The 19,494-nt window shown below is 63.5% G+C and carries 22 protein-coding genes and 1 tRNA gene; 7 read left to right on the forward strand and 16 right to left on the reverse strand.

Annotation, left to right across the window (positions count from 1 at the left end; genetic code table 11):
* Positions 1-33: 33 nt before the first annotated feature.
* The 3 genes from ACFX5Q_RS06920 to ACFX5Q_RS06930 all read left to right on the forward strand — a co-directional run bounded on the left by ACFX5Q_RS06920 (position 34) and on the right by ACFX5Q_RS06930 (position 2,449).
* Positions 34-1,008 (forward strand): adenosine deaminase, encoded by a 975-nt coding sequence (locus ACFX5Q_RS06920; protein WP_404276410.1) that lies wholly within the window; start codon positions 34-36, stop codon positions 1,006-1,008.
* Between the two features lie 114 nt (positions 1,009-1,122).
* Positions 1,123-1,752, forward strand: a complete 630-nt coding sequence (gene upp / locus ACFX5Q_RS06925) for a uracil phosphoribosyltransferase (RefSeq protein ID WP_006203161.1) — start codon at positions 1,123-1,125, stop codon at positions 1,750-1,752.
* A 133-nt stretch (positions 1,753-1,885) separates the two neighbouring features.
* A complete protein-coding gene (locus tag ACFX5Q_RS06930; protein ID WP_404276412.1) occupies positions 1,886-2,449 on the forward strand; it encodes a TIGR02281 family clan AA aspartic protease in 564 nt (187 codons plus the stop codon).
* A gap of 12 nt (positions 2,450-2,461) precedes the next feature.
* On the opposite strand, the gene deoA is transcribed toward ACFX5Q_RS06930, so the two are convergent.
* The 6 genes from deoA to ACFX5Q_RS06960 all read right to left on the reverse strand — a co-directional run bounded on the left by deoA (position 2,462) and on the right by ACFX5Q_RS06960 (position 8,759).
* A complete protein-coding gene (gene deoA / locus ACFX5Q_RS06935; RefSeq protein WP_404276414.1) occupies positions 2,462-3,781 on the reverse strand; it encodes a thymidine phosphorylase in 1,320 nt (439 codons plus the stop codon).
* Positions 3,782-3,786: 5 nt separating this feature from the next.
* Entirely contained in the window at positions 3,787-4,602 is an 816-nt protein-coding gene (locus ACFX5Q_RS06940; protein ID WP_404276416.1) for a purine-nucleoside phosphorylase, read from the reverse strand.
* Positions 4,603-4,649: 47 nt separating this feature from the next.
* Complete coding sequence (gene cdd / locus ACFX5Q_RS06945; protein ID WP_404276418.1) at positions 4,650-5,042, reverse strand: cytidine deaminase; 393 nt, start codon at positions 5,040-5,042, stop codon at positions 4,650-4,652.
* Positions 5,043-5,117: 75 nt separating this feature from the next.
* Positions 5,118-6,089 carry an ABC transporter permease gene (locus ACFX5Q_RS06950; RefSeq protein ID WP_404276420.1) on the reverse strand — a complete coding sequence of 324 codons (972 nt, stop codon included), beginning with the start codon at positions 6,087-6,089 and terminating at the stop codon, positions 5,118-5,120.
* A 1-nt stretch (position 6,090) separates the two neighbouring features.
* Positions 6,091-7,230: an ABC transporter permease gene (locus ACFX5Q_RS06955; protein ID WP_404276422.1), complete on the reverse strand. Its 1,140-nt coding sequence runs from the start codon at positions 7,228-7,230 to the stop codon at positions 6,091-6,093.
* A complete protein-coding gene (locus ACFX5Q_RS06960; RefSeq protein ID WP_404276424.1) occupies positions 7,227-8,759 on the reverse strand; it encodes an ABC transporter ATP-binding protein in 1,533 nt (510 codons plus the stop codon). Before ACFX5Q_RS06960 ends, ACFX5Q_RS06955 begins: the two co-directional genes overlap by 4 nt.
* 190 nt (positions 8,760-8,949) lie before the next feature.
* On the opposite strand from ACFX5Q_RS06960, the gene ACFX5Q_RS06965 reads away from it, so the two are divergent.
* Together ACFX5Q_RS06965 and ACFX5Q_RS06970 are read left to right on the forward strand one after the other, a co-directional pair.
* Positions 8,950-9,156, forward strand: coding sequence for a SlyX family protein (locus ACFX5Q_RS06965; RefSeq protein ID WP_193364566.1), 207 nt, complete (start codon positions 8,950-8,952; stop codon positions 9,154-9,156).
* A gap of 16 nt (positions 9,157-9,172) precedes the next feature.
* Complete coding sequence (locus ACFX5Q_RS06970; RefSeq protein WP_404276426.1) at positions 9,173-9,577, forward strand: hypothetical protein; 405 nt, start codon at positions 9,173-9,175, stop codon at positions 9,575-9,577.
* Here the strand turns inward: ACFX5Q_RS06970 and ACFX5Q_RS06975 are convergent.
* From ACFX5Q_RS06975 to ACFX5Q_RS06995, 5 genes are all read right to left on the reverse strand, one after another.
* Positions 9,572-10,033 (reverse strand): GNAT family N-acetyltransferase, encoded by a 462-nt coding sequence (locus ACFX5Q_RS06975; RefSeq protein WP_404276428.1) that lies wholly within the window; start codon positions 10,031-10,033, stop codon positions 9,572-9,574. The genes ACFX5Q_RS06970 and ACFX5Q_RS06975 overlap by 6 nt on opposite strands.
* Before the next feature lie 96 nt (positions 10,034-10,129).
* Positions 10,130-11,119 (reverse strand): BMP family protein, encoded by a 990-nt coding sequence (locus ACFX5Q_RS06980; protein ID WP_192177750.1) that lies wholly within the window; start codon positions 11,117-11,119, stop codon positions 10,130-10,132.
* Between the two features lie 314 nt (positions 11,120-11,433).
* Positions 11,434-11,754: a hypothetical protein gene (locus tag ACFX5Q_RS06985; RefSeq protein ID WP_404276430.1), complete on the reverse strand. Its 321-nt coding sequence runs from the start codon at positions 11,752-11,754 to the stop codon at positions 11,434-11,436.
* A gap of 111 nt (positions 11,755-11,865) precedes the next feature.
* Positions 11,866-12,018 carry a hypothetical protein gene (locus ACFX5Q_RS06990; protein ID WP_404276432.1) on the reverse strand — a complete coding sequence of 51 codons (153 nt, stop codon included), beginning with the start codon at positions 12,016-12,018 and terminating at the stop codon, positions 11,866-11,868.
* An 83-nt stretch (positions 12,019-12,101) separates the two neighbouring features.
* Entirely contained in the window at positions 12,102-12,569 is a 468-nt protein-coding gene (locus tag ACFX5Q_RS06995) for a hypothetical protein (RefSeq protein WP_404276434.1), read from the reverse strand.
* Positions 12,570-12,930: 361 nt separating this feature from the next.
* Here ACFX5Q_RS06995 and ACFX5Q_RS07000 point away from each other — a divergent pair.
* Positions 12,931-13,020: transfer RNA gene (locus tag ACFX5Q_RS07000), tRNA-Ser, on the forward strand.
* A gap of 114 nt (positions 13,021-13,134) precedes the next feature.
* The gene (locus ACFX5Q_RS07005) at positions 13,135-14,457 is read left to right on the forward strand and encodes an integrase (protein ID WP_404276436.1); all 1,323 of its coding nucleotides are present in this window, start codon (positions 13,135-13,137) and stop codon (positions 14,455-14,457) included.
* A gap of 418 nt (positions 14,458-14,875) precedes the next feature.
* On the opposite strand, the gene ACFX5Q_RS07010 is transcribed toward ACFX5Q_RS07005, so the two are convergent.
* Genes ACFX5Q_RS07010 through trbL form a run of 5 tightly spaced genes read right to left on the reverse strand, consistent with a single transcriptional unit; the run spans position 14,876 to position 19,471 of the window.
* On the reverse strand, positions 14,876-15,148 hold the full coding sequence (locus tag ACFX5Q_RS07010; protein WP_192182976.1) for a DUF2274 domain-containing protein: 273 nt from the start codon (positions 15,146-15,148) through the stop codon (positions 14,876-14,878).
* Between the two features lie 13 nt (positions 15,149-15,161).
* Positions 15,162-16,379, reverse strand: a complete 1,218-nt coding sequence (locus ACFX5Q_RS07015; protein ID WP_404276438.1) for a TrbI/VirB10 family protein — start codon at positions 16,377-16,379, stop codon at positions 15,162-15,164.
* Between the two features lie 13 nt (positions 16,380-16,392).
* Positions 16,393-17,427 carry a P-type conjugative transfer protein TrbG gene (gene trbG / locus ACFX5Q_RS07020; RefSeq protein ID WP_404276440.1) on the reverse strand — a complete coding sequence of 345 codons (1,035 nt, stop codon included), beginning with the start codon at positions 17,425-17,427 and terminating at the stop codon, positions 16,393-16,395.
* Complete coding sequence (gene trbF / locus ACFX5Q_RS07025) at positions 17,417-18,148, reverse strand: conjugal transfer protein TrbF (RefSeq protein WP_404276442.1); 732 nt, start codon at positions 18,146-18,148, stop codon at positions 17,417-17,419. Before trbF ends, trbG begins: the two co-directional genes overlap by 11 nt.
* Positions 18,149-19,471: a P-type conjugative transfer protein TrbL gene (trbL, locus tag ACFX5Q_RS07030; protein ID WP_404276444.1), complete on the reverse strand. Its 1,323-nt coding sequence runs from the start codon at positions 19,469-19,471 to the stop codon at positions 18,149-18,151.
* Positions 19,472-19,494: the final 23 nt, after the last annotated feature.

The raw sequence follows: 19,494 nt of genomic DNA on the forward strand, positions 1-19,494 counted from the left end.
ATGTGACCTGGACCGACGTGACGGGATGATTGAATGCCATTGAAAGCGGAACTGCACTGCCACATAGAAGGGGCAGCGGCGCCCGAACTCGTCATCAGCCAGGCGCGCAAATACGGCAAGGACACGTCGCCCTATATCCAGAACGGCTCCTTCGTCTGGCACGATTTCACTTCCTTTCTGGCCGCCTACGATTTCTCGTCCGACCTGTTCCGCACCGAAGAGGACTATGCGCGCCTCGCCGACCACTACCTGACCAGCCTTGCCCGCGACGGCGCCATCTATTCCGAGGTCTTCACTTCACCGGATCACGCCAAAAAGGCCGGCCTGTCGGCCAAGGCATATACGGACGCGCTCGGCGAAGGCATGGCCCGCGCCAAGGCCAAGACCGGCATCGAGGGCCGCATGATCGTCACCGGCGTGCGCCATGTCGGCGTCGAATCGATCGAGCAGGCGGCACGCTTTGCCGCCCGCTGCGGGCATCCGCTGGTGACCGGCTTCGGCGTCGCCGGCGACGAGCGCATGGGAGATTTCGAGGACTATGTCCGCGCCTTCGAGATCGCCCGCGAGGCAGGGCTCGGCATCACCATCCATGCCGGCGAACTGATGGGCTGGGAGAGCGTCAAGGCAGCGCTCGACCACATCCGCCCCTCCCGCATCGGCCACGGCGTGCGCGCCATCGAGAATCCCGACCTTGTCCGCCGCATCGCCGACCAGGGCGTGGTGCTCGAATGCTGCCCGGGCTCGAATATCGCGCTGAAAGTCTTCGACAGTTTCGCCGACCATCCCTTTCCGGCGCTCAAGGCGGCAGGCTGCAAGGTGACGCTCAACTCCGACGACCCGCCCTATTTCTGGACCTCGCTGAAGCGCGAATACGACATCGCCGCCGAGCATTTCGCCTTGAACGACAAGGCGCTCACGGCTGTCACCAGGACGGCAATCGAGGCGGCATTCGTCGACAGGAAGACGAAGACGGCGCTTCTCGCCCGGCTCAACGGCGCTTCACGCTGATCTTTTCACCGGCAAATTTCCGGCAAAAACTGTGGTCGGTGGCGGCCAAGCGGTTCCTTGCCCGCCGCATTGTCGCTAGGGTCTTTCGAATTGCCGGAATTCCAGGAGAGCACCATGCAGGGCGTCACCGTCGTCGACCACCCGCTTGTCCAGCACAAGCTGACCATCATGCGCAAGAAGGAGACCTCGACAGCCGGCTTCCGGCGGCTGTTGCGCGAGATCTCGCTGCTTCTGGGCTACGAGGTGACCCGCAATCTCGAATTGACGACGACCGAGATCGAGACGCCGATCGAGACCATGGAAGCGCCGACGCTCGAGGGCAAGAAGCTGGTCTTCGCCTCGGTGCTGCGCGCCGGCAACGGCCTGCTCGAAGGCCTGCTCGACCTGGTGCCGGCGGCGCGCGTCGCCCATATCGGGCTTTACCGCGACCATGAAACGCTTGAGGCGGTGGAATATTTCTTCAAGGCGCCAAGCGATCTCGCCGACCGGCTGGTGATCGTTGTCGACCCGATGCTGGCGACCGCCAATTCGGCGATCGCGGCGATCGACAAGCTGAAGGGCCGAGGCGCCACCAACATCCGCTTCTTGTGCCTTCTGGCGGCCCCCGAAGGCATCGAGCGCTTCATCAAGGCGCATCCGGACGTCCCGGTCTTCACCGCCTCCATCGATCGCCAGCTCAACGACAAGGGTTATATCATGCCCGGCCTTGGCGATGCCGGCGACCGCATGTACGGGACGAAGTGACGGCGACTTGAGCCTTCCGCCGACAGCTGCCGGGTCGTTTACCTTCCGTTTACGCAAAGGCGCGGTTCCCGCGCGCGTTAAAGCTGAAAACACCATGTCGGCGTAGAAATGGGGCCTTCACGAAGGTCCATTCATGCTGCGCAAGCTTCTCTTCCTTGGCGTCTTTGCCGGAACCTCGGCATCGATCCCGATCGTCTATCAGTCGAACCCTGAGATGCTGGACGGACTGCTGAGATCGGCCGTCGCCTCCAAGCCGGCAGTCGAGACGCAGCCGGACCTCAATCTCGCCTCGGTGCCGGACAAGCAGGTCGCCCCCCTGCCGCTCGGCCGCAAGGTGGTGGTCAACGCCGACGCGCGCGGCCATTTCACTTCGGCCTTCAAGTTCAACGGCCGTCAGGTCGACGGCATGATCGACACCGGCGCCACATTGGTCGCCATCAACACCTCCACGGCGCGCCGGATCGGCATCTCGCTCAATCCGTCGGATTTCATCCATCAGGTCAACACCGCCAACGGCGCCATCAAGGCGGCGGTGGTCACTCTTGACCGTCTGCAGATCGGCAAGATCTCGGTCGATAACATCCAGGCGGTCGTGCTCGACGACAAGGCGCTGCACACCAACCTTATCGGCATGAGCTTTCTGCAGAAGCTGCAGAAATATGAGGTCGAAAACGGCGCGCTGCTGCTTGTCCAGTAGGACAACGACGCCCTATCTGCGCGGCAGGATCCGCCGCATGACGGTCTTTTCCGCCGCCGGCTTCGAAGCGCCGATCGTATAGGCCGCGAGCACGGCGGCCGCAGCCGCTTCCGCATCCGACTCTGAACGGGCATGAACCACCGCCAGCGCCTCGCCGGCCGGCACCTCAGCCCCGATCGGCGCAAGCCTTGTGATGCCGACCGCATGGTCGATCCTGTCGTCGGGCCGGGTGCGCCCGCCACCGAGGCCGACGACGGCAAGCCCGATGTCGCGCGTCGCAATGCCGGTGACAAAACCGTTTTCTGGCGCCGTCACGGCCAGTTCCACCGGTGCCTTGGGCAGATACTTTTCCGGTGTGTCGACGAAATCGGCGGGACCGCCGAGTGCCGCCACCATGCGCTGGAAGGCGGCGGCCGCGCGGCCGCCGGCAAGCGTCTCGGCGGCGCGCCTGATGCCGTCCTGGTTGGACGCAGCCAGGCCGGCCGACTGCAGCATTTCGGCGGCCAGCGCCAGCGTCACATCCTCCAGCCGCTTGTCGCGAAACCGGCCGGTGAGAAAATCGACGGCATTGCGCACCTCGACCGCGTTGCCGGCGGCGGACGCCAGCGGCTCGTTCATGCCGGTGACCAAAGCCGAAGCCTTCAAGCCCGCACCATTGGCGACCTCAACCAGGCTGTTGGCCAGTGCGGTGGCGTCGCGCGACTTCTCCATGAAGGCGCCGTTGCCGACCTTGACGTCGAGCACCAGCGAGCCGAGCCCCGCGGCGAGCTTCTTCGACAGGATCGACGCGGTGATCAGCGGCGCCGATTCCACCGTCCCGGTCACGTCGCGGATCGCATAGAAACGGCGGTCGGCGGGCGCCAAATCGGCGGTCTGGCCGATAATGGCGCAGCCGGTTTCGAGCACGGTCTTGCGGAAGAGCGCCAGATCCGGCTGGCTGATGTAGCCGGGGATGGCATCCATCTTGTCCAGCGTGCCGCCGGTGTGGCCGAGACCCCGGCCGGAGATCATCGGCACATAGGCGCCGCAGGCCGCGACGATCGGCGCCAGCATCAGCGAGACATTGTCGCCGACGCCGCCCGTCGAATGCTTGTCGGTGACCGGACCGGGCAGATCCGACCAGTCGAGCACGTCGCCGGAATCGCGCATGGCAATCGTCAGCGCCACCGCCTCCTCGCGGCTCATGCCGTTGAAGAACACCGCCATGGCGAAGGCGCCGACCTGCCCTTCCGTAACGCTGCCGGCGGTCAGCCCGTCGACGAAGCTTGCGATCTCGGGCGCAGACAGTCTGTGGCCGTCGCGCTTGCGGCGAATGATTTCCTGGGCAAGCATCCGGCCTAGACCTTACTCTCCGGCAGCCCGTCCTGGAACACGCGCCTGAGGATCGTCGCCAGCCGAGCGCCCCCCAGCGGCGCCATGTCCTTGGTTTCCTGGTGCGAAAGCTCCGCCCCGGTCATCCCGGCGGCGAGGTTGGTGATGACCGAGCAGGCGGCGACGCGCAAGCCAAGGAAGCGGGCGAGAATGACTTCCGGCACCGTCGACATGCCGACGGCATTGGCGCCCATGACGCGCGCCATGCGGATTTCGGCCGGCGTTTCGAAACAGGGTCCGGAGAACCACATGTAGACGCCCTCGTGCAGGTCTGTGCCGGTCGCCTTGGCCGCCTTCTCGATCGCCTTGCGCAGACCCGCATCATAGGCCTCGGTGAGGCCGACGAAGCGGCGGTCGCTGGGTTCGCCGATCAGCGGATTGGAACCAGAGAAATTGATGTGGTCGGTGATAAGCATCACCGAGCCTGGCCCCATCTCCGGATCGACCGAGCCGGCGGCGTTGGTGAGGATCAATTGCGTGATGCCGATGCCGGCCAGCACCTCCAGCGCCGGACGCATCGCAGCCGCGTTGCCGTGCTCGTAATAATGGGCGCGGCCGGACAGCATCACCACCGGCGTACCGGCAAAATGCCCTGCCACCACCTCGCCGGCATGGCCGCTGACGCCGCTTCTCGGGAAGCCCGGTAGCTCGGCATAGGAGATGCGCCGGGCGTCCTCGACCTGATCGACGAGGCCGCCAAGACCGGAACCCAACACCAGCGCGACTGTCGGTGCCAGCCCGTCCAGCCTTTCGACGAGATGATCCAGAGCTTTTTCAATCATTTTAGCCAGCTCTTCATTTCAACCAACTCTTCATTTCAACCAAGTCTTCATTTCAAAATATCGCCCTTGAAGCCGTAGGGCAGCATCTCGCCCATCGTCACGGTCTCGACCACGCCGCCATTGTCGCAAAGGTAGAGTTTCGTCTCCGGCCGGCAGAATTCCGCCAGCCTCTGCCGGCAGCCGCCGCAGGGCGAGCATTTCGCCATCCGCTCGGCGATGACCGCGATTTCGGTGATCTCGCCGCCACCGCCCATGATGTAATGACCGAGCGCCGTGGTCTCGGCGCACCAGCCCTCGGGATAGGACGCCACCTCGATGTTGGCGCCGGCAAAAACCCGGCCATCCTCTGTACGCAGCGCCGCGCCCACCGGGAATTTCGAATAGGGTGCATAGGCCTTGGCCATCGCCGCTTTGGCCGCTTCGAACAGATCATGCGACATTCAGGTGTTCTCTCCCACGATCTTGTTCAAAAGCCGGTATTCGTTGGCAGATGCCGATTTCCGCGTCGCGATCGCTCAGCGTTCCTTGACATAGGGCACGCCGCCGGCGCGCGGCGGGATCGCCTTGCCGATGAAGCCGGCAAGCAGGATCACGGTCAGCACATAGGGCAGCGCCTGCATGAACTGCACCGGCACCTTGCCGATCAAAGGCAGCGGCGTGCCTTGCAGGCGGATCGACAGCGCGTCGAGGAAGCCGAACAAAAGGCAGGCAAACATGGCGTTGACCGGCTTCCATTTGGCGAAGATCAGCGCCGCAAGCGCGATATAGCCCTTGCCGGCGGTCATGTCCTTCACGAAGCCGCCATTCTGCACCATCGACAGATAGGCGCCGGCGACGCCGGTCAGGATGCCGGTGCAGATGAGCGCCCGGTAGCGCAGCCAGGCGACAGAGATGCCGGCCGTGTCGACGGCCGCCGGGTTTTCGCCGACGGCGCGCAGCCTGAGCCCAAAGCGGGTGCGGAACAGCACCCACCAGGTGAACGGCACCATCAGAAAGGCGATGTAGACCAGTATGGAGTGGCCGGAGATCAGCTCCGAATAGATTGGCCCGATGATCGGCACGCCCCGCACCGCGTCGACGCCGGGCCAGATGATCGCCTCGAAGCGTTCGCCCGGCGCCAGCGCCGGCGTGCGCCCGCCCTGCTGGAACCAGTGCTGGCCGAGCATGATGGTCGAACCGGCGGCGATGAAATTGATCGCCACGCCGGAGACGATCTGGTTGCCGCGATGGGTGATCGAGGCAAAGCCGTGGATGAGGGCGAAAGCGACCGAGATCAGGATCGCCATGCCGAGGCCGAGAAAGGCAGAGTGGAAGACCGAGGCGGCCGCAGCACCGGCGAAGGCGCCGACCAGCATCTTGCCTTCCAGCCCGATGTCGAAAACACCCGCCCGCTCCGAATAGAGGCCGGCAAGGCAGGCCAGCAGCAGCGGCACCGACAGGCGGATGGTCGAGTCGAGTATCTGCACGATGGCGATGAAGATATCCATCTCAGGCGCCCTTCCCCTTGACCGCTTCGATGCCGACCGCTTTCGAGCTGATCGAAGCGAACAGCGCCTGGATGTAAGGCCGGAACATGTGTTCGAGCGCGCCAGCGAACAGGATGACCAGGCCCTGGATGATGACGATCATGTCGCGGGAAATCGCCGGCATCTCGAAGGCGAGCTCGGCGCCGCCCTGGTAGAGCATGCCGAACAGGATCGCCGCCAGAACGATGCCGACCGGGTGCAGGCGTCCCATCAGCGCCACCGCGATGCCGACGAAACCGGCGCCGGAGACGAAATCGAGCGCGACATTGTGCTGGTCGCCCATCGTCGGGTTGAGCGCCATCATGCCGGCCAGTGCGCCCGAGATCATCATGGCGACGATGACGATGCGGATCTCCGAAATGCCGGCATAGCGTGCCGCCTTCGGGCTGTGGCCGTAGGTGCGCATCTCGTAGCCGAGCTTGGTGCGCCAGATCAGCAGCCAGACCAGATAGGCCATGACCAGCGCCAGCAGGAAGCTGATGTTGAGCGGGGCCGAGCGGATCTTGGCGCCGAACAGTTCGATGACCCAGTTGAGCTTCGGCAGTTGCGCGCCGTCGAGGAAGGTGCGCGTCTGCGGCGCCATCGAAATGGCCGGCTTCAGGAAGCCGACAAGTGCATAGACCATGACGCTGGCGGCGATGAAGTTGAACATGATGGTGGTGATGACGATGTGCGAGCCGCGCTTGGCCTGCAGATAGGCCGGGACCAGCGCCCACAGCGCCCCCATCGCCGCGGATGCAATGATCGCCAGCGGGAAGGTCAGCCACCACGGCAGCACGCTGTCGAAGGCCAGGCAAACGACACCAATGCCGAGCCCTGCAATGTAGCCTTGACCCTCGCCACCGATGTTGAACAGGCCGCAATGCGCCGCAACCGCCACCGAAAGCCCGCTGAAGATGAAGGTGGTGGCGTAGAAAAGCGTGAACGCAATGCCCGTGCCCCTGCCGAAGGCGCCTTCGACCAGGATGACCGCGGCGCGGAACGGATTTTCTCCGACCAGAAGCACCACGAAGCCGGCGACGACGAAGGCGACGAACAGATTGATCACCGGGATCAGGCCGTAGTCGGCCCAGGCTGGCAGCTTGGCGTAAGGCGTGCTCATTCCGCGGCCTCCCGCTGCTCGACACCGGCCATCAGCAGGCCGAGTTCGCCCTCCGTCGCCTCGGGGCCGCGCTCGCCGACGATGCGGCCGGCGAACATCACCAGGATGCGGTCGGAGAGCGAGCGGATCTCATCGAGCTCGACCGACACCACCAGCACAGCCTTGCCCTGGTCGCGCATGGCGATCAGGCGCTTATGGATGAACTCGATGGCGCCGACATCGACGCCGCGCGTCGGCTGGCCGACGATCAGCACGCCCGGATCCTGTTCCATCTCCCGCGCCAGCACGATCTTCTGCTGATTGCCGCCGGAGAAATTGGCGGTCTTGAGCCGGCAGTCCGCCGGGCGGATGTCGTATTTGGTGATCTTGTCCTTGGCATCGTTGCGGATGGCGTCGATGTCGAGCAGCGGCCCCTTCAGGTAGCGAGGGTCGTCGTGATAGCCGAGGATCGAATTCTCGTTCTCCTCGAAGGCCAATACCAGGCCGACATGATGGCGGTCCTCCGGCACATGGGCGAGGCCGCGGTCGCGCAGCTCGCCCGGATCTGCCTTGCCGGTAAGGTCGATCGGCTTGCCGTCGAGCATGACCGAGCCGGAGACGGCGTGCCTGATGCCGGATATCGCCTCGAGCAGTTCGGACTGGCCGTTGCCGGCGACACCCGCGATGCCGACGATCTCGCCGGCGCGCAGGTCGAAGGAAACGTCGTCGACCATGGTGACGCCGCGGGAATCCTTCACCGTCAGGTTCTTGACCGCGAGCTTGACGCCACCGGCTTCCGCCTCGCCTTTCTCGACCCTCAGCAGCACACGCCGCCCGACCATCAGCTCGGCCAGTTCCTCGACCGTCGTCTTCTTGGTTTCCCTGGTTGCCACCATTGTACCCTGGCGCATCACCGAGACCGTGTCGGTGATGGCCATGATCTCACGCAATTTGTGGGTGATCAGCACCACCGTTTTTCCCTGTTCCTTCAATTGCTTGAGGATGCGGAACAGGTGGTCGGCCTCGGCCGGCGTCAACACGCCCGTCGGCTCGTCTAGGATCAGGATCTCGGCGCCGCGATAGAGCGCCTTGAGGATCTCGACGCGCTGCTGCAGGCCGACCGGCAATTCCTCGATGATCGCGTCGGGATCGACCTCGAGCCCGTATTCGCGCTCGAGCCGCTCCAGCTCGGAACGCGCCTTGGCAATGCTCTTCTTCAACAGCGCGTCGCTTTCAGCACCGAGAATGACATTTTCCAGCACCGAGAAATTATCGACCAGCATGAAGTGCTGGTGCACCATGCCGATGCCCAGCGCGATCGCGTCATTGGGCGTCTTGATCGATGCCGGCTGGCCGCCGACGCGGATCTCGCCGCTGTCGGCCTGGTAGAAACCATAGAGGATCGACATCAGCGTCGACTTGCCGGCGCCGTTCTCGCCGACGATGCCGTGGATGGTGCCGCGAACGATTTCCAGATTGATGTCGCGATTGGCGCGCACGGCGCCAAAACTCTTGTTGATGCCGATCAGCTCGATTGCGGCTTGCGCCATGTCCCACTCTTATTTTTATCGCTTGGTCAAAACGCCTAGCATGACACCCCGCCCGTGCCAATTGGCGGAGTGCTGTCCACTCTCGACAAATCCCCGCGCGCTTGTCAATTTCGAACGTGCCCGAGACCTTCACATTCGCTAATATGGACACGCGGCCTGGGAGCCGCGCAACGGACCGGGGTTTTGAATGATCATGCCTGCCGACCGGCTGACGACGCTGGAAATCCGCGCCGCCGAGCAGGAAAAGACGATCGAGGAACTGTCCGGCCAGATCGCCGAGCAGTGGAAGGTGATCGAGCGCATGCAGCGCAAGCTCGACGCGCTGACCGACCGGTTCCTGGCATTGGAGGAGCAGTCCGCGCCCGACGTGCCGGTGACCAAGCCGCCGCACTGGTGAGGGAGGAGCAAGTGTCATGGCCAGTGAAAGCGACCGCATTGCCCGCGCCGGCGATTATGTGCTTGGCCTGATGAACGACAGGGACCGCCAACGCGCCGAGCGCGACCTGGAGATCGACCCTGCTTTTCGCGACACGGTGCTGCGGCTCGCCGAACGGATGCGCGTCTTCGACGACGCGGCACCAGTGGACGGAGCGTCCGACAATCGCTGGAAACTGGTCTCGCAGCGCATCGCTGACCTGCCGCAGATGCGGCTGGCCGCCCTTGGCGAGGCTGAAGCCAAGCCGCCCGTCGTGATCCACAGACTGGAGCGCCCAGCCTATGGCGTTGGCGTGCATTCCCGCGGCCGGCGGCGCGGAACCGTCATCGCCATTGCCTTGGCCACAGCCTTCGCGCTCGGCTATCTGGCCGGACAGCTATAGGCGGAGCTTGCGCGACATCAACTGCATCGGCCCGCTGTCCTGTTCGAACGTCTCGACCGCAGCCCAGCCAAGCCTGGCGTAGAAATCGCGCGCTTCCCAGGTGTAGAGATAGAGCACATCGACGCCGAGCGACGCGGCACGCGCCTCGACCGCGCCGACCAGCGCCGTGCCGATCCCGCGGCCGCGATGCCCGGCATCGACGACAAGCCCGGCAAGCCAGGGCGTCAATTCATGCGCCGGTTCCAGTTCGTTGCGGACCAGCAGACAGGTCCCGATCGCGACATCACCCTCACGAGCCACGAAAGCGGCTTGGAAGCTGTCTCCTGCCGAAAGCCTGTTGAGGTCGGCGATGTCTTCCCCGAGCATCCTTCCCGTCCCCTCGAAGAAGGCGGCAAGGCGCATCCGTGCAAGAACCTCAACATAGCGAGCTTCCATGAGTTCGATTATCGGCCGCATCGTCTCTCCCGTGGCTGACGCTGCTCGGTCGACCAGTCCAGTCAAAACAAAACCGCCGGGACGATGCCCGGCGGTTTGCAAACTGAGATTGGCCGATCAATACGGGCAGGCGTTATCCGACATGTAGTCGTGCACCTTGACGGTGCCGGCGATGATGTCGGCCTTTGCCTTCTCGACGGCCGTCTTCATCGCGTCGTCGACAAGCGCCTTGTTGTTGTCGTCCATGGCGTAGTCGACGCCGCCTTCCTTGAGGCCGAGGTCGTTGATGCCGCCGGTGAACTTGTCGTTCTTGGCGTCCATGAAGGTGTTGTAGACGGCGACGTCGACGCGCTTGACCATCGAGGTCAGCACCTTGCCGGGCTGCAGGCCGTTCTGGTTGGAATCGACGCCGATGCCGAGCTTGCCGGAATCGGCCGCTGCCTGCAGCACGCCGACGCCGGTGCCGCCGGCCGCGGCGTAGATCACGTCCGCGCCCTGGTCGATCTGCGTCTTGGCGATCTCGCCGCCCTTGGCCGGATCGTTCCAGGCGGCGGGCGTGTCACCCGTCATGTTCTGGATGACGTCGGTCGCCCCTGCCGACTTGGCGCCGCCGACATAGCCGCAGCCGAACTTGCGGATCAGCGGAATGTCCATGCCGCCGATGAAGCCGACCTTCTTGGACTTCGAGGCCATCGCCGCCATCACGCCGACCAGGTAGGAGCCTTCCTGCTCCTTGTAGACGACGGAGCGGACATTGGGCTTGTCGACGACCATGTCGATGATGGCGAACTTGGTGTCGGGGAATTCGGTGGCGATCTTGTCCAGCGCGTCAGCCCAGGAGAAGCCCGCCATGACGATCGGATTGCGGCCGTCCTCGGCGAAGCGGCGCAACGCCTGCTCGCGCTGGGTGGCGTTGGAGACCTCGAATTCGACATAGGCAATGCCGGTCTCGGTCTTGAATTTTTCAGCGCCGTTGTAGGACGCCTCGTTGAAGGATTTGTCGAACTTGCCGCCAAGATCATAGAGAATGGCTGGCTGGATATCGGCGGCGAAGGCCGGAAGAACCATTACGGTTGCGGCCAGGAGGCCGAGAACGATACGTTTCATGTGATCCACACCCTGTCGGTTATTTTTCCGTTGTACACCGCGTCCTGCCCGGTTCTCCGGCAGGCACGCGACGTCAGGCAGGAGTGTACTCCCCTCCCGCTCCGGGCCAATCTGGCACGGCCCGAAACAAAATTCACGCGGAATTTTGACCTTTTGGAAAAGCATGCCGCGGGCGGGCTGCGGCGTGCCTCATTCCGTTCTTGGAGGTCCTGGGCAGAGATGGTGGCCGGCACGACGCAGTCGATGCCCCGCGCCCTTGAGGCCGCATCAACCGCAAGGATTCTTGCCCAGATGTTGCCGGTGGTCTGCTTCGGTCAGGTCGCGGCGAATTCATTGCGCCGCTGCCGCCGGTAGCCGACGGCATAGAGCAGGAAGGCCAGCACCGCGAACACGGCAAAGCCGGGCTGGCCGAGCACAAAGGCGATGGCGCCGTCCCACAGCAGCGGGCTGGCCTTGTCGCGCACGTAGATTTCGAAGGCAGCGCGGGTGTCGGGGGAGACCGCCAGCCAGCTTGCGTTGAGCGGCGTCATGACAAGCGCCGAGGCCGCCACCGAGCGCGTCGCATCGACCACCGCCATGATGACGGAAATCGAAAGCGCGACCATCGCCGCGAGACGAAAGATGAAACGGAACATCCAGACTTCCTCCCCAGGATTTCCCTGGCCCCTTGGGCCCGGTTACGTCCTTCCCGTCAGAGAGATAGAACGCGCCTGCCCGGACGGCAATCGCGACACGCGAATTTGAAATTACGCGACCGGCCTGGCCCTTCGCCGGTTCACACGCCAGACGGCAAACAGCCCGCCGGCGATGGCGCCGACAACCAGCCCGGCCAGGCCGATGAAAACGGCGAAATAGCCGCAGGCGCAAGGGCTTGTCTTCAGCCTGGGCGAAATCGCCATCGGCGTGCTCTGCATCTATCTTTTGCGCCGCGGCTCGGGCTCCGAGACGCCTTCGAAGCAGCTCATGTCGGTGATTTCGGCGATCAGCGAGCCGGCGGCAAATCCGACGCCGGCGCCGAGCACAGCGCCGAGGAGGATGCCGAGCAAAGCGGCAACGACCGAAACCAGAACCGACGGGCTTTCGGTTTCCGGCTTGGCATAGACCGCGCTGAAAAGCCGAAATCCGGCGCGAGCAGCACATAGGCCAGCCTCGCCGCCAGCCAAACGATGGTGGCGACTTGCCAGATGATGAAATGACGCGGAAAGCGCGCCGAGCGGTTGAAGGCAAGGCCGAGCAGATAGAGACCCCATAGAATGGTCACGATACCGCCGGCGAGACCGCTGTAGACGAAGTAGGCGACGCTGTCCGGCAGGTCGTGGCCGCCGATCACCCGCCATGACGAGACCAGGCCATAGGCCGAAAGCGCCATTGTGATGCAAAGCCACGCCACCGGCACGTAGGACAGGCCGCTGTCCGGCCGCCTGGCCGGCTCCTGGTTGATGGACGTCATGTGCCGACAATGCCCCCGCAAAGCCTCGTATCCACTCGACAGGGGACGGCTGGCGAAGTCAAGCAACGACAGGCTGTGCCGCACTGCCTGTGCACATCATTCGCCCGCCGCCGTGCCGAAAAGCACCGCGCCGGCGGCATCGCCGACGATCCGTGCGCGGCAAAGCCGGCGAAGCGCCATTATGGCTTGGCATTCGCCGCGGGATCGACTAGATGAGCCCCGCGCCTGTTGCTTCGACGGCTTCAGGTGCGGGGAAGGGTTGCCCGCGGTTGACGGCGCCCACGACGCGGAGGTTCCGCCCCCAAGGGAATGCATGTCCCCAACCCGCGCGGCAAGACCGGCCGGCGCGCCATGCAAGGACGGAGAGGTGGCCGAGTGGTTGAAGGCGCACGCCTGGAAAGTGTGTTTACGGGAGACCGTAACGCGGGTTCGAATCCCGCTCTCTCCGCCAGCTCACTCACCTAAAAACCGTTTGTTTTCAAAAAGTTCGTTGTGGCTCTTGACCGCTCAAGATCGAAACATATCTCTTTCTGTGTAACAAACTGTGTAACATTAGAGTTAGCTAATGCGACGATCTGCGGCGCCGCGGCCGCACAAACGTGATGGCATCTGGTATCTCGTGCGACGGGTTCCGAAGGAATTCGCCGCCTATGATCGGCGCGGCCTGGTGCGCATTTCCACTGGGGTCGCCGTTGCCGACGATCCGCGCGGTGTACGGGCCCGGGACGCGGTGCGCAGCCTCGGCGCCGGGCTCGAGGCGTATTGGCGCAGATTGGGCGACGGCCAGTCGGCGGAAGCGGCGCTGCGCTTCGAGGCTGCAAGGAAGCGGGCGCGATCGTTCGGGGTGGCTTATCGCACCAATGAGGAACTGGCGGCGGGCCCTCTCGACGAACTCATGGCTCGCATCAAACTGCTTCTCGACAAGAATGCGGTTGAGGACGCAAAGGACGTTTCGGCGGTGATGGGTGGAGAGCAGCGGCCAGCACTGCGCCTGAGCGGTCTCATCAAGGAGTTCGAGGCGATCGAGCAACAGACCCTGCTGGCCATGTCGCCCAACCAGGTGAAGAAGTGGCGTAATCCGAAGAAAAGAGCGATTGCAAACTTGATTGGCGTCATCGGGGACAAAGAGATCGCTCGCTTGACACGGGATGATGCGGTCGCTTTCCGCGAGTGGTGGCAGAAGCGCGTCGTCGGAGGCGGCCTCGATATCGCTACGGCCAACAAGGATATCGGCCACATCTCCAAGATGCTGCGTGTGGTCGACCTGACGCGTCAGCTCAAGCTGGAGCCGGTTTTCCATCAACTGCGCCTTTCCGGTGCCGTCGCGGCTCAACGCGCGGCGTTTACGGCGGAGTTCGTGCAAGGAAAGATCCTCGCCGAAGGCGCACTGGCCGGGCTCAACGATGAGGCGCGCCATCTTGTCTATCTAATTGCCGACACCGGACTCAGGCTCTCTGAAGCAGCAAACCTCACAACGGAAACAATTCACCTCGATCATGACATCCCGCACGTGCAGGTGCGCCCCAATGGGCGACGCCTGAAGACTGATCATTCAGCGCGCGACATCCCCCTTGTTGGCTGCGCGCTTGAAGCGATGAAACTCCATCCGGAGGGCTTCCCGCGCTATCGTGACAAGGCTGCTTCGCTTTCGGCGCTCGTCAATAAGGTGCTCACCAACAAGAAACTCCTGCCTACATCGGAGCATAGTCTCTATAGCCTGCGGCACACATTTGAGGATCGACTAACGGCAGTTGAGGCGCCCGAGAAGGTCACCGCCTCCTTGATGGGCCACAAATGGATCCGGCCGAAATACGGCGCCGGACCATCCCTGGCGCAGAAGCACGAGTGGCTGCAAAGGATCGCGTTCGTCCCTCCTGAACGGGGCTGATACCACGGTGCCTAATCAGCAGTTTTTTATGTTGTGCGGTTGCAGGTTCGATACTTGAAATCGATCGGTGTCGGACAGCTTCACGTATTTCGCGCTGACGGGTTGACGTTAATTCCGCTCTCGATGGAAGTTTGGGGCGCATATCGCAGTTGGGCTATCGCTTTTGCTCCTGCGGGGCCCCCATTCTGGATCAGTTCGGCTAGCACGTGCCGGGCCCGGTCTCGGATCCCAAGCCGCCGCCGCGCTTCTTTAAGCTCATGCTCAAGCCGCTCGAATGTCGGCGTGTAAGTTTCGCCATGACGAACGACCAAATAGGCCGCAACAGCCAGAAATCGTTCGAGCTCTGCCAGCGACGTTAGAGAACCGGGAAGTTCGGCGGCACGCGCCATGGTTCGGCTAGACCCAGTTTGGCGTTCGGCTATTCGGAATGCGAACCGGGTTGGCGCCGCGACTTTTCCGACGTGCCTGTAGCGGATAAGCCTTCCTTTCTTGCCTTAGCAAACGCTCGGTCGCTTTCTAGATACTCTGCCAGCATGAAGGGGATCAGTTCCGCAACTGATTCCGATTCGCCATAGGTCTGGCGATATAGCGCCGCATAGTCCTTCAGCGCTTGGTTCAGCTCAGCGCTGACAGTGACGGTGACTTTGGAAGGTGTTCGGTCTGGAAGCTTTCCAAGTTTCAGGTTCGCCATGAGCCACTCCTAATCAACCCGCGTTTGGCCGCAGCACAAGATCCTTGTGCACGATGACGCGCAGCGGCCAACCAGGGCGCACCGTAATTGTGGGTTGGATATTGAGGTTCTTTTCGGTGATGCGTTGGCCGGCTTGACTGACGTTCTGCTGAGTAGATTCTCGGATCGCCTTGACCAGGTCGCTTTCATTGTCCCCAAAGCTCAACTCGGTGCCGACACCCAGCAGCGTGGCTAGCGCAACGCCCTTGATCAGCTGCCAAGTATGGAAATCCACCTTGTCCTCAAGCCCCGCGTAGCCGGCAGTGTCTGTCGCGGGCAGGTTGTCGATTTCGATCGAAGAGCCATCGGGCAGCAGAACGCGTTGCCAGACCAGTAGCGCACGTTTTTGGCCGAAGGCGACAACGCTGTCATAGGTGCCGATCAGCCGCGAGCCTTGCGGAATGAGCAAGATGCTGCCGGTGACCGTGTCGTGCACATTCTCGGTGACCTGCGCGACGACGAGGCCGGGCAAGTCGGAATTGATCCCGGTGATGAGGCTTGCTGCGATCACGCTGCCCGCCATCAGTTGATAGGGCGAAGCCGGCGTTTGCAGCGCATGCGGATTGTAAATCCCACTCGTGCTCTGCTGGCTGACAAAGTCGAGCTTGCGCTGCTGATTGTTCTGGTCACCCTCGGTCGGCGCCACGGAAGCTCGCGCGCCACCCGCACCGGGTTGCGCAAGCGGTGCTTCAAACGGCGGCTGCGCTCCGTGCGCATTGTCGGCGACATTCGTTTCCCTAGGCCGGTTTTCGATCCGGAACAGGACTTGCGACTCGCGCGCCTCGATCGCCTGCTGAGCAAGCCGCTGCTCCTCGGCCGACGCCTCCTGCCCCGGCGCTATGCCAAGCTGACGTTGACGTTCAAGGATGGGACGGCCGAGGTCGCCGGGCAGAGGTGGTCCGAGCACAGGAGGCTTCGGCTTCATTCCGGAATAGTCCTTGGGAAGCGTGTCGAGTCCCTCGGCGGTTGGCTTGCGCTCAGTGTTGTGGAGGTCTTCCGCCTGCTGTCTGATGCGCAATGCCGGTCCCTGAAGCGCGATCACCGTGACGCCCAGAATGGCACCGGATCCGACAGCAGCGATAGCGATGATCACGCCGCGCCTGAAACGCACAGCACGACGGGGTGAGGCCCGTAGCTGCAGCTGTTCGGGATCGAGTTTCGGCGGAGCATTGGAGCGGGAAGTATCGGTCATGAACCCTTCCCCCTCACCTGCCGGAACGCGCAAAAAGTGGGATCCGCCGCGGCAGTTGCCGGCCGTCAGTCCTCGTGATGCGCACCACCTGCTGTTGCTTGGTGCCCAGGCGCAGTTCAGCGGCGGCGAAGAGGCGATCGACGACGTAATAGTTGCCGCGCATGCGGTAGTTGACGAGCTGGCTGCCGCCGTCAGCGCCGACGTTGAAGAGCGGCGGCGCCTCGCCCTGATCGATGCGGCGCGGGAATTCGATATAAACCTTGCTGCCGTCATCAAAGGCGCGCGTCGGCCTCCAGGGCGGCGTATCGCCGCTAATCGAGTAGCGGAAGCGAATGTTCTCCAGCGCCAGATTCGACGCCACCGGCATCGCGGCCTCGGCTTGAGCGTTACGCTGGCGGAGCGCTATGATCTGGTCCTCGCTGTACGTCCAGGAGATCGCCGCCATTGCCGTCTTCTCGGTGCTTTGAAGCTGCAGATGATACGTCCGACGGTCCGTTGTGATAACGAGATTGGTGGTAAGCCCTGACGCGAAAGGTTTTACCAACACATGGGTGCGCTGATTGTCACCGGTGCCGCTGGCGGTATCGCCTATGACCCAGCGCACGGTGTCACCGGCCGACACGGCTGTCAGTTTCTCGCCCGGCTGTAGAGCAATATCGCTGACGCGCTCTGGCGCGGCATAGAGCTGGTAAAGCGCGCCATCGGTGAAGGGAAAGACCTGCACCGCGTTGACATAGCCGTACTTGGTGGGTTGCTGCGTCGCCGCCTTGTTGGCATCGGCGACACGTTCTTCAGGAGAGCGCTTGTCTTCGGCGGCGGCGACCTTACCCGGATTGGGCTGCAACTGGCCGGGTAGCGGCAACGGCTTTGGCACCTCGACGATCTTGACAGGCTTCTCCGGCACCTTCTCGATTGCCGCCGGTTTGAAGTCGGCAGCTTCATAGGAAATCTCGGGCGGCGGCACCGGCTTCGACGCGCAGGCGGAGAGGACGGCTGCGGACGCAGAAAGGATTAGCGCGTTACGGAACGATGGGACTCTATTTGTCATCGGCGGGCTCCTTTGGGAAAACGGATGTCGGCGCGGCGCTGTCGAGCTCGCGTGACCAATCGATGGCGTTGATGAAGACGCCGAGCGGATTGTTGAGCAGCTGGTCCGTATTGCTTGGTGGCCGGATCATGATGGTGAGGATCGCGGTCCAGCGCGTCGTGCTGGCGAGGCTGCCCCGCTCAAAGACCTGCTCGGTCCATTTGACCTGGAACGAGCTATCGGAAGCCCGGACTACGCTGGTCACCTGCACGGATATGCTGCGCGTGCCAATCTGACCGAAGGGGTCGTTCGCCTTGGCGTATTCGTTGAGGAAGAGCGCTGCCCGGTCGGTGGCAAAGTCATAAGCTGCCAGCCAGTTCTGCCTGACCAGCACTGGATCAGTGGAAACGGAACGGACATTCTGGATGAAGCGGCCGAGATGCCAGGCGATCTGGGCATCGGAGGGCTCGTAGTCTCGGACTGCCGGAGCAACGGCGCGCGCCTCGCCGAACCGGTCGACTTCGACGACGTAGGGCACAACCCGGCTCTGTGTCGACTGCCACACGAGTCCGCCGGAAAGTCCAGCCGCTAAGGCAAGACAACCGAGCGCCATCAGCCGCCAGTTCCTGGCCTGAACTCGAGATGAGCCGATGCGCTCGTCCCAGAGCTGGGCGGCCTTCTGGTACGGCGTGACCGGCTCGGGCGTCTTGCCGTATCGTTGAACGGGTCGCTTGAAGAGCATCTAGTCGTCCTTGTCGTTGAGTGAGGGATTGGCGCTGCCGCCCGGCTTGTCGCCATCTCGGACGGCCTGCGCCGCCGCATGGCGATGTGCACGGGCGTTCTGTTCGGAACGCAAGCGCCTTGCCCATGTCGGCGCGGCATTGGGGCCTGCGCCGGCAGTGCGCCCAATCATTGACGACGGTGGCGTACCGCCCGTCGCGGTCCACGCGGCTTCGCGCCCGGCATCGGCGTTGCGTCCGAAGGTTCCCGCAGCAGATCGCGCTGCCCGCATCGCGGCGCCGCCGGCGGCACCCGCCACGCCGTGCATACCGGCAGCCACGCCGGACATGCCGGAGTCGGATGAGGTTGCACGCCCGATCTGCCAAGCAGCGGAAGCAGCCGATCCCATGGTCGTGCCGGCACGGACTGCAGCGAGCCCGCCTCCGGTCGCCATGCGCGTTCCGGCAAACGCGGCGCCTCCGGCAACGAGCGATGCACCGGCTGCGGCTGCGGTGGTACCCAGTGCGGCGCCCGCGCCGAGCTGAGGGGCACCGGAAACAAGGCCCGAAGCGATCCCAGGTCCGAAGATGCCGAGCCCCAACAGCGCAAGCGCGCCCAACACCTGGGACATGGCGGCGGCCAGATCCGGCTCCTTCCCTTGCAGCGCGGAAGCAAACTGACCGAAGAGTGTGGAACCGATGCCGACGATGACGGCGAGCACCATCACTTTGATGCCCGACGAGATGACATTGCCCAGCACGCGCTCGGCGAGAAACGCCGACCGGTTCCAGAGCGCGAACGGGACCAGGGTGAAGCCGGCCAGCGTGGTGAGCTTGAACTCCAGGATGGTGATGAAGAGCTGGATCGAGAGAATGAAGAAGGCGATGATGACCAGGAACCAGGCCACGAGCAGCACGAAGATGGTGAGCGCGTTGCCGAAGATTTCGGGGAAGCCCAGGAGCTGGCTTGCCTGATCGAGCAGCGGCCAGGCGCCCTCGAAACCGGTGGCGGCGATGCGGCCTGGATGCAGGAGATTGTCAGCGGAGAGATTGCCTGAGGACGCGTTGATGCCGAGACCGGCAAAGGACCGATAGATGATGTCGGCGAGGCTCTTGAAATTGTTCAGGATGAAGGCGAAGACGCCGACATAGAGCACCTTGCGGATGAGGCGGCCGAGAATGTTGGGTTCGCCGCCGAACGCCCAGGCCAGACCGGCTAGCGTGATGTCGATGCCGATCAGGGTCGTGGTGAGGAAGGCGACATCGCCAGAGAGCAGCCCGAATCCGCTGTCGATGTAGCGGATGAAGGTCTCCATGAAGCGATCGATGACCCCGAGGTCGTTCATGCCGCCGCCTTCCTCGTCGTAAA

The organism is Mesorhizobium sp. IMUNJ 23033 (genome assembly GCF_044778005.1).
GTDB classification, from domain to species: domain Bacteria; phylum Pseudomonadota; class Alphaproteobacteria; order Rhizobiales; family Rhizobiaceae; genus Mesorhizobium; species Mesorhizobium amorphae_A.

Coding starts and splice junctions, on each gene's coding strand:
- ACFX5Q_RS06920 (WP_404276410.1), top strand. CDS start 34: ATGCCATTGAAAGCGGAACTGCACTGCCACATAGAAGGGGCAGCGGCG.
- upp (WP_006203161.1), top strand. CDS start 1,123: ATGCAGGGCGTCACCGTCGTCGACCACCCGCTTGTCCAGCACAAGCTG.
- ACFX5Q_RS06930 (WP_404276412.1), top strand. CDS start 1,886: ATGCTGCGCAAGCTTCTCTTCCTTGGCGTCTTTGCCGGAACCTCGGCA.
- deoA (WP_404276414.1), bottom strand. CDS start 3,781: ATGCTTGCCCAGGAAATCATTCGCCGCAAGCGCGACGGCCACAGACTG.
- ACFX5Q_RS06940 (WP_404276416.1), bottom strand. CDS start 4,602: ATGATTGAAAAAGCTCTGGATCATCTCGTCGAAAGGCTGGACGGGCTG.
- cdd (WP_404276418.1), bottom strand. CDS start 5,042: ATGTCGCATGATCTGTTCGAAGCGGCCAAAGCGGCGATGGCCAAGGCC.
- ACFX5Q_RS06950 (WP_404276420.1), bottom strand. CDS start 6,089: ATGGATATCTTCATCGCCATCGTGCAGATACTCGACTCGACCATCCGC.
- ACFX5Q_RS06955 (WP_404276422.1), bottom strand. CDS start 7,230: ATGAGCACGCCTTACGCCAAGCTGCCAGCCTGGGCCGACTACGGCCTG.
- ACFX5Q_RS06960 (WP_404276424.1), bottom strand. CDS start 8,759: ATGGCGCAAGCCGCAATCGAGCTGATCGGCATCAACAAGAGTTTTGGC.
- ACFX5Q_RS06970 (WP_404276426.1), top strand. CDS start 9,173: ATGGCCAGTGAAAGCGACCGCATTGCCCGCGCCGGCGATTATGTGCTT.
- ACFX5Q_RS06975 (WP_404276428.1), bottom strand. CDS start 10,033: ATGCGGCCGATAATCGAACTCATGGAAGCTCGCTATGTTGAGGTTCTT.
- ACFX5Q_RS06980 (WP_192177750.1), bottom strand. CDS start 11,119: ATGAAACGTATCGTTCTCGGCCTCCTGGCCGCAACCGTAATGGTTCTT.
- ACFX5Q_RS06985 (WP_404276430.1), bottom strand. CDS start 11,754: ATGTTCCGTTTCATCTTTCGTCTCGCGGCGATGGTCGCGCTTTCGATT.
- ACFX5Q_RS06990 (WP_404276432.1), bottom strand. CDS start 12,018: ATGGCGATTTCGCCCAGGCTGAAGACAAGCCCTTGCGCCTGCGGCTAT.
- ACFX5Q_RS06995 (WP_404276434.1), bottom strand. CDS start 12,569: ATGACGTCCATCAACCAGGAGCCGGCCAGGCGGCCGGACAGCGGCCTG.
- ACFX5Q_RS07005 (WP_404276436.1), top strand. CDS start 13,135: ATGCGACGATCTGCGGCGCCGCGGCCGCACAAACGTGATGGCATCTGG.
- ACFX5Q_RS07010 (WP_192182976.1), bottom strand. CDS start 15,148: ATGGCGAACCTGAAACTTGGAAAGCTTCCAGACCGAACACCTTCCAAA.
- ACFX5Q_RS07015 (WP_404276438.1), bottom strand. CDS start 16,379: ATGACCGATACTTCCCGCTCCAATGCTCCGCCGAAACTCGATCCCGAA.
- trbG (WP_404276440.1), bottom strand. CDS start 17,427: ATGACAAATAGAGTCCCATCGTTCCGTAACGCGCTAATCCTTTCTGCG.
- trbF (WP_404276442.1), bottom strand. CDS start 18,148: ATGCTCTTCAAGCGACCCGTTCAACGATACGGCAAGACGCCCGAGCCG.
- trbL (WP_404276444.1), bottom strand. CDS start 19,471: ATGAACGACCTCGGGGTCATCGATCGCTTCATGGAGACCTTCATCCGC.